An 11810-nucleotide genomic window follows, 5' to 3' on the forward strand; every position below is an offset into this window, starting at 1 on the left:
CCCGGGCGGCGCGACGCCGCCCGCGACACCCCGGAGAGCGCGATGCTCGACACCACCCTGCCCCTGCACACCCTGACCGGCCTGCGCGCCGTCGGCTGGCGCAAGCCCCGCACCGGGGAGAGCGGCCCCCAGCCGATCTGGCCCATCCGCGGCGGCGACGGAACCGACGACCAGGACGACGCGGGCCAGCAGGACGACGACGCCGACGACACCGACGACGACCAGGACGACGACCGCGACGGCGACGACCAGGGCGACGACAAGGACCTCGGCGACGCCGGTAAGAAGGCCATGCGGGCCCTGCGCAGGGAGAACCGAGAGCTGAAGTCCCAGCTCCGCCAACAGAACAGCGGCCAGCAGGACGGCAAAAAGGAGGACGACGGCGACGGCACCAACCCGGAGGCCCTCCGCGCCCAGGCCCGAGAAGAGGCCCAGGCCGAGGTCTGGGCCGAGCGGGTCGAGGCTGCGGCCGTCGCCGCAGCAGCCGGCCGTCTGGCCAACCCGCAGATGGCTGCCCGCCTGCTCGACCTCACCGACATCCCGAAGAACGACAAGGGCCGCCCCGACCGCGACGCGATCAGCGAACTGATCGACGAGCTCCTGGAGGACGAGCCCTACCTGGCCGCCCGGCCCGAGAAGGACGGTCGGCGGTTCCAGGGCGGCGCCGACGGCGGCGCCCGCAAGCCCCCCACCAAGCGCGCGGCCAGCCTCGGCGAGGCGGTCGCCGCCCGACTCGCCGCACAGACCGGCCGATAGGAGACACCCATGCCCGTGACCCTCGCCCAGGCGAAGCTCAACGCCACCGACGACATCGACCGCAACGTCATCGACGAGTTCGCCAAGTCGTCCTTCCTGCTCGACAACATGACCTTCGACGACGTCGTCAACATCGGCGGCGCCGGCGCAACCCTGACCTACGGCTACACCCGCCTCATCACCCAGGCGAACGCCGACTTCCGCGCGATCAACGCTGAGTACGTCCCGGGCGAGGTCACCAAGCAGGCCTACACGGTCGACCTGAAGCCCCTCGGCGGGTCCTTCCAGATCGACCGCGTCCTCAACGGTGTCGCCGCCGGCGCGGAGACCACACTGCAGATGCAGCAGAAGATCAAGGCCGCCCGGGCCAAGTTCGCCGACGCCGTCATCAACGGCGACGTCGCGGTGGACGTCAACGGGTTCGACGGCCTCTCCAAGATCCTCACCGGCAGCTCCACCGAGTACCTGCCGCTCAACAACGGCGTGGCCACCGGCTACGTCGACTGGACCACGGTCAACGACAAGGCCACCGCCCTGGCCGCGCTCAAGCACATCGACGGCTGGCTGTCCGCCATGGACGAGGCGCCCGGCGCGATCTTCGGCAACAAGAAGACCCTCGCCCTGTTCAAGGTCCTGGCGATCTGGACCGACCAGTACGACAAGACCCAGGACGCCTTCGGTCGACCCGTCGACCGGTACAACGGCATCCCGCTGGTCAACCTCGGCGCCAAGGCCGGGTCCAACAACGACGTCATCGGCCTGGTCACCCGGGACCCGGACGCCGGCGGCGCCGGCGGCAACATCGCCAACCTCGGCGACCTCTACGCCGTGCGGTTCGGCCTGGACGGCTTCCACGCCGTGTCGATGGCCGGACGACCCCTCGTCCAGTCGTGGCTGCCCGACTTCACCACCGCCGGGGCCGTCAAGGTTGGCGAGGTCGAACTCGGCCCGGCGGCCCCGGTCCTCAAGGCGACCAAGGCCGCCGCCGTCTTCCGCAACATCAAGTCCGCCTGAGTCAAGGAGAACAGCGTGGCCACCATCCGCACGCCCGTGCCGGGCTACACCGGGCCGGGCCCCGGCGGCGTCCACTTCATGGACGGCGCCACCGAGACCGACGACGAGGCCGTCATCGGCTACTGCCGCGGCGCCGGCTACGAGGTCGACGGCGAGGTCCTCAACCCCCTGCGCGGCGTCGGCACCGTCGTGGACGCCCGGGACGTCACGGTGCGGCGCGTCGGCGCCGCGCTGCGGGACGCCGCCGTCGACCCCCGCGCCGGCGACCACCAGGCGCCCACCGGCGCCGGCGAGAACGACCCGCACGGCCCGGCCGTCACCGCCCCCGGCCTGACCGCCCCGATCCCGCCGCCCGCGCCGCAGGAGGAAACGATCCTCCAGGAGCAGGGACCGGGAGTGCTCCAGCGTCCGGCGCAGGCGGCACCCGTCGCCGAGTGGCGGGCCTGGGCGCTCTCCCAGACCGACGAGGGCGACGAGGCCGGGCGGGCCAAGATCGAGAAGGCCACCAAGGCCGAGCTGGTCAAGACGTACGGGGCTCAGGGAGGCTGACATGGTGCTGGGGCCGTTCGCCTCGGTGGCCGACCTGATGGCCCGGCTGCCGCCCGACCGGGTGCTGAGCATCGAGGAGCAGGCCCAGGCCGAACGGCTCCTCGGCGACGCCTCGCACCTCATCCGGATGACTGCCGGCTACCAGCAGATCAGCCGCGTCGACAACGACACCGTCGTCCTGCGCGGCTCCCGAAGCCTGGTTCTGACGCTGCCCCAGCGCCCGGTCCTCGCGGTCACCGCCGTCGCCGGGCTCACCGCCGAGCAGTGGGAGTGGGACGGCGGCGACAGGCTCACCCGCCTCGACGGCTGCGTATGGCGGGGCGCCACCACCGTCACCTACTCCCACGGCCTGGACGAGGACGAGCCCGCCTACCAGGTCGCCCGGGCGATCGCCTGCGACGCCGTCAAGCGGACTCTGCTCAACCCCACGATGATCCGCTCGCACCAGGTGGACGACTTCGCCGAGACCCTGGCGGACGCCCGGGCCTCCCTCCTCGACGGCGAGGCCGAGACCATCCGGCAAGCCTTCGCCGGGCCGAAGGTGAGCGTGACCGGGTGACCACCGAAGCCGCCGCGCTCGCCGCCGGCCGGGCCATGGCCGAGGCCCGGATGCGCGAGACCGGCCGCCTCGCCCGCCCGGGCCCCGACGTCTACGACCCCGTCACCGGCGAGACCACGACCGCGAGCACCCCGCTCTACACGGGCAAGGCCCAGGTCAAGCCGACCCAGGCCATGCCCGAGGGCGTCCAGGCCGAGCAGCGCGAAGTCGTGCTGATGCGCTACGAGATCAAGCTGCCCTTCGCCGCCGTCCCGGCCGGTCCGGTCCGGCCGGGCGACACCTTCACCGTCGACACCAGCCCCGACCCCCGGATGCCCGGTCTCGTGCTGCACGTGACCGGCGTCGCCTACAGCGCCACGGCCACGGCCTGGCGGATCAGTGCGGAGGTGCGGTCATGAGCGTGGACATCAGCGGCCTGGAGGCCGTGATCCGGGACCTGGCCAGGGCCGGAGCCGAGATGGACCGCCAGACCCGGCAGGTCCTCAGCCGGGGCGCCCTGAACATCAAGCGCGACTGGGCCTCCAACGCGCGCGCCACGGCGGGCCGGTACGCGCCGCACTACCCGCGCTCGATCTCCTACGACCCGCCCGTCGTCGGGCCCGGCGGCGCCTTCGTGGTGATCGGCCCCGACAAGGGCGCCCCTCAGGGTGCGCTCGGCAACATCCTGGAGTACGGCACGTCCCGACAGGGCGGCCACAACGACGGCGGGCGCGCGCTCCGGACCGAGGAACCGCGGTTCTTCGCCGCGGTCGAGCAGCTCGCCCGGGACCTGCTGTGACCGCCCCGGTGCCCGAGGACCTGCCGCACGTCCTCGCCGCCCAGGCCGCGATCGAGGCCACCGGGTTGACCGTCTACCTCGGCGGCGCCCCTCCGGGCACCGCGCTGCCCAAGACGTACGTGGTGCTGTACCCGTCGCCGGGCATCGAGGCGGCGGCGTCGCTCGCCAACGACCGCACCGACCTGGACCTGCCGCTGCAGGCGACCGCCGTCGCCACCACCCCGGAAGGCGCGATCGGCACGGCCGGCCGCGTCCGGCGCGCCTTCGCCGCCGGCCTGGTGGTAGACGGCCGGGTCTGCTGGCGGCCCGAGCCCAACGGCGGGCCGCCCTTGGCGCGCGACGACGACGTCACCCCGCCCCGCTGGTACCTGCCGGTCCAGTACCTGATCCACTCCGCTTCCGCATGATCTGGAGGGCCCCATGGCCACGCTCACCGCCGCCGCACTCGCCGCGTCCGGCACCCTCGAATCCCCCGTCGCCGCGTCCGCCGGCGGCGACAAGGTCGCCCCGGTCGGCGACCGCGTATGGGTGGAGGTGACCAACGGCGGCGGCAGCAGCATCACCGTCACCATCCCCTCCTACGCCACCGTCCGCGGCCAGGCCGCCGCCGACCGCACCGTCACCATCGCCGCCTCCGCGACCAAGAAGATCCCGATCTTCGCGGACCTCAACACCAACCCCACCGACGGCCTCGCGGCGATCAGCTACTCCGGCGTCACGACGGTGACCGTCGCCGCCTACCGCTTCTGACCCGGCCCGCCCCGCCCCCAGCCCCCGCTCGCCCCGCGCCGATGGCCCGGGGCGCTTCTCACGCCCGAGGAGTCTCCCGTGTCCGACCTCATCAGCGACGGCATGACGCGGGTGGTGTTCGCCATGTCGCTCTCCAGCCAGAGCTCGCCGACCGCCACCGAGCTGAATGTCCTGCCCGACTACACCCCCCGCATCACCCCCGACGGCCTGAAGGCCGACCCGACCACGGCCGGTGTCGACACCGGCAGCCTCGCGTCCACCACCGACACCGAGGAGATCGGCCGGGTCAAGTGGGACATGGAGCTCACCCTCAAGGTCGGCTCGACGCCCACCGAGCAGCTGCCCTACACCACCCTCACCCGCGGCACCCACGGCTACCTCATCGTGCGCCGCGACGTCCCGACCGCCGCCGCGTTCGCCGCCGGCCAGGCCGTCGAGGTCTACCCGATCGTCTGCGGCCAGCGGGCCCGCAAGGCACCGGCCGCGAACGAGGTCGCCAAGTACACGGTCCCGATGAAGCTGACCGCCGAGGCGACCCCGGACGCGGTGGTCGCCTGATGGCGGGCAAGGGCCCCCGCCCGGCCGGGCGGGACATCGAGAGCATCATCACGGGCGCGACCCTGCGCGAGACCTCCGTGCCGCTGTGCCTGGCCGGTCACCTCCAGGGCGAGTACGAGGACCTGGAGCGGCAGCTCACGTCCGTGGCCATGTTCGCCGGCGACTCCCTCGCGGGCAGTCCGAAGACGTCGATCGCCACGCGCATGGAGGAGCTGCGGGCCGAGATGGCCGAGCACCTGACCGAGTTCCAGTTCCGGGCGCTGGTCCCGCAGGCGTGGTCCGACCTGCTCGCCGCCCACCCCGGCGGCGAGGGCCGCCTGTTCGACCCGGCCACCTTCGGTCCCGCGGCCGTCGCCGCGTGCGCGATCGGGCCGACCATGACCGTCGAGCAGTACCAGCGGCTGGCCGAGAAGCTGACGGCCGGCCAGCAGGAGGCCCTGTTCGACGCCGTGTGGAACCTCAACACCAGCGTGGTGCAGGCCGTCCCTTTCTCGCTGCTCGCCTCCGCGACCGTCGCGGGCCGTGGCGGCGAGAGGTAGAAGCCGCGCGTGCCTGGGGTGTACCCAGGTCCGTGTTCCTGGGCCGGGTGCCCGGGTCCGGTGAGCCGGCGTGGACCGACTCCGATCGGGCGTGGGCGCTCGCGCTCCTCCAGGTCGACGACGAGACGTGCCGGGGATGTGGCCAGCCGCTCGCCGAGTCCACCAGCCCGGAGCTGGAGGAGGGGTGGGTGGCCGAGGTGATCCGCTGCCACGCCTGCACCACTGCCGCGCAGACCAGCAACCGGTTCCAGCAGGGCGGCGGCGACAGCTCCGGCGTCCACGTCCACGTTCACCGGAGGGAGGACCACCGTGGCTGACCGCACCGTGACCGTCCGCCTCGGACTGGACAACTCGGCAGCCCGTCGCAACGCGACGCAGTCCGAGCAGGACTTCCGGCGTGTCGGGCAGGCCGCTTCGGCCTCTGCGGCGGAGCAGGAGTCCGCGTTCGCCCGGGCCGCAGCCAGCGCCCAGCGCTCCTTTGAGCAGACCGCGGCGGCCGCCCGGACGTCGGGCAGGGTCACCCAGGAGTCCGTCGCTTCGACGACGGTCGGCATGGAGCGTCTCAGCCTCGCGACCAGTGAGATCCCGGCTGCGTTCCGGGCCGCTGGGGCATCCGCTGCGGGTTCGTTCGGCGAGATCGCAGCGTCGGCCACCGGCGCGTCGGAGGCGCTGGCCCGTACGGGCACGACCACGGTGAGCATGTCGGCGTCCGCCAGCGACGCGCTCGCCCGGCTCGCCGCCACCGGCACCGGGAGCCTCGCTGAGGTCGCCGCCGCCGCACCGCCCGCGGCGGCCGCGACGCGCTCTGTCGCGGCCGCCGCCGACACGGTGCCCGCGACCTTCCGGGCGGCCGGCGCCGCTGCCACTCGCTCGCTCGGCGAGGTCTCGGCGTCGGCCACCGCCGCGTCACAAGCTCTGGCCCGCACCGGTACCGCTGCTGTCACCCTGTCGACCGAGGCCTCGGCCGCGCTCAGCCGGCTCGCCGCAGTGGGCCGCTCGTCCCTGACCGAGGTCGCGGCCGCCGCCCCGCCGGCAGCGGCCGCGACGCGGGGCATCACCGTCGCGGCCGGAGAGATCCCCGCCGCCTTCGCCGCCGCCAGCACCGCAGCGACGGGCGCCCTGTCCCAGATCACCGCAGCGGGCACCCGCTCGTCGCTGGCACTCGCGCAGGCCTCGACGGCGATCACGGCCAGCACCGTGGCCGCGGCAACCAGCACCCTTCGCGTGAGCCAGCGGGCGGCCACCGCCGCGTCCGAGCTGACGGGCACCCTCGCCGCCGGGAGCGCCACCGCGGCATCCTCGCTGGCCGGGATCACGACCGCGAGCACCATGTCCTCGCTCGCCATCGGGCAGGTCTCCACCACCCTCACCTCCGCCAACCTGTCCGCGGCCACCGGGGTGGAACGGCTCGGCCTCGCGTCCCGGATCGCCCTGACCGAAACCGCCGCGGCCGCTGGCGTAGTCACGGCTCAGGCCGCGGCCGCTCAGGCAACGCTCTGGGGCCGCGCGGAGATGGCCGTCACCGGGTGGGCGGCTGCCGCCCGGGCGAGTGCCGCCTCGGCCGCCTCGGGCATGGTGGCCGCAGCAGAGCACGGCGAGAAGGCGTTCGGCATCATGCGGACCACCGGACTGCTGATGCTCGGCGCGTTCGCCGCCGCGTCGGTCACCGCCGCCAAGTTCGAGAAGGCGATGTCGGGCGTGCGGGCGGTCGCTGACGCGTCGGCCGAGGACATGACCAGGCTGCGGACTGCCGCGCTGGAGGCCGGCCGACAGACCGTCTACTCGGCGTCGCAGGCCGCCGAGGCCGAGGCCGAACTCGCCAAGGCCGGCGTCCAGGTGAAGGAGATCCTGGGCGGGGCCCTGCGCGGCGCGCTGTCGCTCGCGGCGGCCGGCCAGGTGGACCTGGCCGAGGCCGCCACGATTTCAGCTCAGGCGATGAACACCTTCAGCCTCAAGGGCAAGGACGTCGGCCACATCGCCGACGTCCTCGCCGCAGGCGCAAACAAGTCGGCGGCCGACGTCCACGGCCTCGGCGAGTCCCTGCGCATGGGCGGCCTCCTCGCCCACCAGACCGGCCTCAGCATCGAGGACACCGTCGGCGCCCTGAGCGCCTTTGCCGACCATGCCTTGATCGGCAGCGATGCCGGAACCTCGCTGAAGGTCATGCTGCAGCGCCTGGTCCCGCAGAGCGACGAAGCCCTCGGCGTGATGCAGCAGTTGGGCTTCACCGCGTACGACGCGTCCGGCAACTTCGTCGGCCTGACCAAGCTGGCTGGGAACCTGAAGAGCAGCTTCTCGGACCTGACCCCCGAGGCCCGCAACGCCGCCTTCGCGACCATCTTCGGCAGCGACGCGGTGCGCTCGGCGACGATCCTGTACGAGCTCGGTGCTGAGGGCGTCGACCAGTACCGGGACGCCGTCAACGACCAGGGCGCCGCCTCCAGGATGGCCGCGACCCAGCTCGACAACCTCAGCGGTGACCTGCTCGCGCTCAAGGGCGCGCTGGAGGTGGCCCTGATCGAGACGGGCACCGAGGCCAACAAGACCCTCCGGGAGATGGTCAAGTGGGTCACCGACGTCGTCAACGCCTACACGAACCTGCCCAGTTGGGCACAGAACAGCGCGGCCGCGATCCTCGGCCTCGGCGGCATGCTGATCTTCGCCGCCGGCGGCTTCATGTTGCTGCTGCCGAGGATCGCCGCGTTCCAAGCCTCCCTCACCACCTTGGCCGCGACGATGCCGAGACTCACCGCCGCGGCATCGGCCACGACGTCCTTCCTTACCGGACCGTGGGGCGCCGCGCTCGGCATCGCCGTTGCCGCGCTGACCGTGTTCGGCCTGTCCACGAAGGGGGCGAAGAAGGAGACGGAGGACCTGACGGAGGCCGTCAAGGCGGACGGCAACGCGATCGGCACCTCCACGAAGGCATGGCTCGCGCACCGCCTGGAGCAGGACGGCGCGCTCAAGGCCGCTGAGGCCCTCGGCCTCAACACCTCGGACCTGACGGACGCGATCCTCGGTAACGGCAGCGCGCTGGAGCGCGTCAACGCCCATCTCGCGAGCTTCCGGGGCGCGGCTGGCGACGCCACGAACGTTCAGTTGGCGGCGGCCGGTATCGGGAAGGACTGGTCCAAGAGCTTGGACAAGGTGGACGGTGCGCTCTCCGGCCTCACCCCGAAGATCAACGACTCCGTGGCCGCCGCACAGCGCGAGGCCGCCGCCTCGGACGCGGCGGCCAGTTCCACGGCCAAGCTCGGCGGCGAGGCCAAGATCACTGCCCAGGACATCGCCGACACCAGGACCGAGACCGAGAAGCTGACGGACTCCCTCAACAGCCTGAACGGCGGGAACATCTCGGCGATGCAGGCCGCGATCCGCGTGCAGGAGTCGTTCGCTGGCCTGCGCAAGGAGGTCCACGACAATGGCCTTGCCCTCGATATCACGACCGAGAAGGGGCGCAAGGTCAAGGGCGCGATCCTGGATGCCGCGAGCGCAGCCCAGGCACACGCCGAGGCCGTGCAGAAGCAGACGGGCTCGACCGAGCAGGCGATGATCGTGCTCGGCCAGGACGTCGACGCGCTCAAGCAGGTCATGAAGCAGGCCGGCTTCACCAAGGAGCAGATCGACAGCCTGACGTCGGCCTACGCGCAGGTCCCGGCCGCCAAGCAGACGCAGATCACCGACCCGGGCGCGCTCCAGACGATCAAGGACCTCCAGGACGTCAAGGCGAAAGTCGAGGACGTCCCTCCGGGGAAGAGCATCACGATCCGGGCACCGAGCCAGGACGCGATCCGCGACCTTCAGTCCATCGGCCTCACGGTCGAGCACGTGCCCAACAGCAAAGACGTCAAGGTCACCGTGCCGACATCGGACGCGGTGTCGGGGTCCACCCGTATCCAGCAGCTCATCAACAGCATCCAGGGCCGGACCGTGACGGTCACCGTGCAGACCGCCTACTCGGCCGGCCTTCACCGCGCCGGCGAGCGGCCGGAAGAGCAGGCCAACGGGTCGGTCCGTCGAGCGGCCAGAGGCTTCACCGACCGGCAGGCGATGGTCTCCAGGCGGCCGATCCTGTGGGCCGAGGCCGGGGAGGAGGCATACATCCCGCTCTCCCCAGGGAAGCGGACTCGCTCGATGGCGCTCCTCAGCGAGGTCGCTGGGATCTTCGGGCAGCAGCTGATTCCGGCGGCGCCTACGGGGCGGGACCTGATCCCGGCCCGGGCTCTGGCCTCGCCGGCGGCTCCGGCCGCCGCCGCAGGTCGGTCGCGCGGCGACACCACCATCATCCTTCAGGGCGCCCGGCAGACCAGCGAGGAACAACTCGCCGACCTCGAGCGGCGCCTCGACTTCATCGGCTGAGAGGGGGTGGCCGTGACCGGCTACGTTCCGGGTCAGGTCCTCGGCCGCACGGTCACGCTTGGCTCGCTGCGGCTGGGCGTGGTCGATGCGGCCGGGGTGGCCTGGCGGGTCGCTGCCGGGCGCCTGCCCGGTTGGGACGGCCCGTCCGTCCGCAGTCAGTACACCGATCGGGAGGCGGACCACGGGGCGTGGGCGGGGCCCACCTACGCGGGGGCGCGGGTCATCACCGTGGCGGGGACGGTCGTCGCGCCGGACCTGTCCGCGCTGGACGCGGCCGTCGAGCAGCTGCTCGCGGCGGCGGCGTTCGAGGACACGCTGCTGGTGGTTGGGGAGACGATCCCCAAGCAGACGACTGTGCGCCGGTCCGGCGAGCCGCTGATCGAGTACGAGACGGACCGGATCGCCCGGTACAGCGTCCTGCTGACCTCGGCGGATCCGTGGCGGTACTCGACGGTGCTGCAGTCCGGGCCTCCGGTCGGACTGCCGGTCGCCGGTACCGGTATCAGCGTGCCGCTCACCGTGCCGGTCACCATCCCGGCCGGGGCCGCGGCGGGCAGCATCGTGCTCACCAACGCCGGGTCCGCGCCGGCCAGGCCAGCCTTCACCGTCAGGGGCCCGACCGCCGGCGGCTTCACCATCCTCGTCACCACCGGCACGACGATCCGCCAGCTCACCTACGCGGACAGCCTCCTGGCCGGCGAGCAGCTCGTCATCGACACCGACCGGCACACCGTGATCCTCGGCGGCGCGGTCTCCCGCCGCCGCTACCTGTCCGGACAGTGGCCGCAGGTCCCGGCCGGCCAGACCGCCACCGTGACGTGGTCCTGCCCCACCTACCACTCTGCCGCTCAGCTGACCGCGTCTCTGCGGTCGGCCTGGCTCTAGGAGGCCATCATGCCGAGCGACCCGCTCTGGCAGCCGACGCTCGGCTACGACGAGCTCGAACTCCGCCGCATGGACGGCGCGTTCGTCATGGGCGACGGCACCGCCCAGGGCGTCCGCGGCGGCATCCGCCCCGGCGACGGCGGGTTCATCGTCAGCCTGAGCGGCACCACCGTCAACATCACCGCCGGCGTCGCCGTCCTGACGCGCGCCGGGCAGGGCGCTTACCGTGCCCAGCTGCCGGCCTCGACACCGGGCACGCTCGCCGCCGCGCACACCACCTACTCCAGAATCGACCTGGTCTACCTGCGGGTGTGGGACACCAGCGTGGACGGCACCGGCCTCCGCAAGGCCGATACCGTCCTGCTCACCGGCACCCCGCAGAGCGGCCCGGTAGCGCCGGACCCGGGCGCCACCGAGATCTACATCCCGCTCGCCACCATCACCGTGCCGCCCACGGGCTCCGGCGGGACCGGCGCCGCGACCGTGTCCAGTGCAGTGCGCCGGCTGACCGTCGCGCCGGGCGGGATCCTGCCCCTCGGCCAGGCCGCAGACCTCGCCGCTGCCGGCCTGTACGCCGGTCAGGTCCGCTACAACCTGAGCACGGGCATCCTTGAGGTCTGGACCGGCAGCGCGTGGAAGGCCATCAACCCGCCGCTCGCCGCTGCCTTCACCGAGTCTGCCGCGTCCTGGGTCACGACCAGCACCACCTACACCGTGGGCAGCCCGCCGCTGGTCACCACGTGTACGGTGCCGCCGAGCGGAAAAGTCCTCGCCCTCAGCCAGTCCCAGCTCTACATCAACACCCCTGGCACGTACGGCTACTACGGCCTGCACATGACCGGGTCGGCCACGACGGTGATCCGAACCGTCGGGGACGCCACCGCCGCCCGCGCCAACTACTTCACCACCGAGGCCACCGCGACTGCCCCGTACATCGCGATCGCCTACGGCCAGCCCGGCGAGACGCTCACCGCAGAGTGGCAGGCCCGGTGCTCCGGCGGCGCCGGCGTTGGCATCGAAAGCGTGTACCGGAACATCACCCTCATCCCCTTGGCAGGCTGAC

Annotated in this window: 14 protein-coding genes; all 14 read left to right on the forward strand. The window is 72.6% G+C overall.

Features of this window, described 5'->3' with window-relative positions; translation table 11 throughout:
• Positions 1-42: 42 nt before the first annotated feature.
• A complete protein-coding gene (locus ACFVVU_RS23655) occupies positions 43-756 on the forward strand; it encodes a hypothetical protein (RefSeq protein WP_387792048.1) in 714 nt (237 codons plus the stop codon).
• 9 nt (positions 757-765) lie between these two features.
• Positions 766-1770: a major capsid protein gene (locus ACFVVU_RS23660; protein ID WP_387792049.1), complete on the forward strand. Its 1005-nt coding sequence runs from the start codon at positions 766-768 to the stop codon at positions 1768-1770.
• Positions 1771-1785: 15 nt separating this feature from the next.
• Positions 1786-2319 carry a hypothetical protein gene (locus tag ACFVVU_RS23665; RefSeq protein WP_387792051.1) on the forward strand — a complete coding sequence of 178 codons (534 nt, stop codon included), beginning with the start codon at positions 1786-1788 and terminating at the stop codon, positions 2317-2319.
• Position 2320: 1 nt separating this feature from the next.
• Positions 2321-2878, forward strand: a complete 558-nt coding sequence (locus ACFVVU_RS23670; protein WP_387792052.1) for a hypothetical protein — start codon at positions 2321-2323, stop codon at positions 2876-2878.
• Positions 2875-3276, forward strand: coding sequence for a DUF6093 family protein (locus ACFVVU_RS23675; RefSeq protein ID WP_387792054.1), 402 nt, complete (start codon positions 2875-2877; stop codon positions 3274-3276). The genes ACFVVU_RS23670 and ACFVVU_RS23675 overlap by 4 nt, the downstream gene beginning before the upstream one ends.
• Entirely contained in the window at positions 3273-3656 is a 384-nt protein-coding gene (locus ACFVVU_RS23680) for a hypothetical protein (protein ID WP_387792056.1), read from the forward strand. The genes ACFVVU_RS23675 and ACFVVU_RS23680 overlap by 4 nt, the downstream gene beginning before the upstream one ends.
• On the forward strand, positions 3653-4063 hold the full coding sequence (locus ACFVVU_RS23685; protein ID WP_387792057.1) for a hypothetical protein: 411 nt from the start codon (positions 3653-3655) through the stop codon (positions 4061-4063). Before ACFVVU_RS23680 ends, ACFVVU_RS23685 begins: the two co-directional genes overlap by 4 nt.
• Before the next feature lie 13 nt (positions 4064-4076).
• Positions 4077-4406, forward strand: a complete 330-nt coding sequence (locus ACFVVU_RS23690; protein WP_387792059.1) for a hypothetical protein — start codon at positions 4077-4079, stop codon at positions 4404-4406.
• A gap of 78 nt (positions 4407-4484) precedes the next feature.
• On the forward strand, positions 4485-4964 hold the full coding sequence (locus ACFVVU_RS23695) for a hypothetical protein (RefSeq protein WP_387792061.1): 480 nt from the start codon (positions 4485-4487) through the stop codon (positions 4962-4964).
• A complete protein-coding gene (locus ACFVVU_RS23700) occupies positions 4964-5503 on the forward strand; it encodes a hypothetical protein (protein ID WP_387792063.1) in 540 nt (179 codons plus the stop codon). The genes ACFVVU_RS23695 and ACFVVU_RS23700 overlap by 1 nt, the downstream gene beginning before the upstream one ends.
• A 47-nt stretch (positions 5504-5550) precedes the next feature.
• Positions 5551-5820 (forward strand): hypothetical protein, encoded by a 270-nt coding sequence (locus ACFVVU_RS23705; protein WP_387792065.1) that lies wholly within the window; start codon positions 5551-5553, stop codon positions 5818-5820.
• Positions 5813-9862 carry a phage tail tape measure protein gene (locus ACFVVU_RS23710; protein WP_387792067.1) on the forward strand — a complete coding sequence of 1350 codons (4050 nt, stop codon included), beginning with the start codon at positions 5813-5815 and terminating at the stop codon, positions 9860-9862. Before ACFVVU_RS23705 ends, ACFVVU_RS23710 begins: the two co-directional genes overlap by 8 nt.
• 12 nt (positions 9863-9874) lie before the next feature.
• Positions 9875-10747, forward strand: a complete 873-nt coding sequence (locus ACFVVU_RS23715; protein ID WP_387792069.1) for a hypothetical protein — start codon at positions 9875-9877, stop codon at positions 10745-10747.
• Between the two features lie 9 nt (positions 10748-10756).
• On the forward strand, positions 10757-11809 hold the full coding sequence (locus ACFVVU_RS23720; RefSeq protein WP_387792070.1) for a hypothetical protein: 1053 nt from the start codon (positions 10757-10759) through the stop codon (positions 11807-11809).
• The last annotated feature ends 1 nt before the right edge of the window (position 11810 follow it).

The sequence above is a fragment of the Kitasatospora sp. NPDC057965 genome (assembly GCF_042887135.1).
Lineage (GTDB): Bacteria > Actinomycetota > Actinomycetes > Streptomycetales > Streptomycetaceae > Kitasatospora.

What these genes read in the sequence shown, in the direction of transcription:
- ACFVVU_RS23660 (WP_387792049.1), top strand. Translation starts at nt 766, where the DNA reads ATGCCCGTGACCCTCGCCCAGGCGAAGCTCAACGCCACCGACGACATC.
- ACFVVU_RS23680 (WP_387792056.1), top strand. Translation starts at nt 3,273, where the DNA reads ATGAGCGTGGACATCAGCGGCCTGGAGGCCGTGATCCGGGACCTGGCC.
- ACFVVU_RS23720 (WP_387792070.1), top strand. Translation starts at nt 10,757, where the DNA reads ATGCCGAGCGACCCGCTCTGGCAGCCGACGCTCGGCTACGACGAGCTC.
- ACFVVU_RS23690 (WP_387792059.1), top strand. Translation starts at nt 4,077, where the DNA reads ATGGCCACGCTCACCGCCGCCGCACTCGCCGCGTCCGGCACCCTCGAA.
- ACFVVU_RS23700 (WP_387792063.1), top strand. Translation starts at nt 4,964, where the DNA reads ATGGCGGGCAAGGGCCCCCGCCCGGCCGGGCGGGACATCGAGAGCATC.
- ACFVVU_RS23655 (WP_387792048.1), top strand. Translation starts at nt 43, where the DNA reads ATGCTCGACACCACCCTGCCCCTGCACACCCTGACCGGCCTGCGCGCC.
- ACFVVU_RS23670 (WP_387792052.1), top strand. Translation starts at nt 2,321, where the DNA reads ATGGTGCTGGGGCCGTTCGCCTCGGTGGCCGACCTGATGGCCCGGCTG.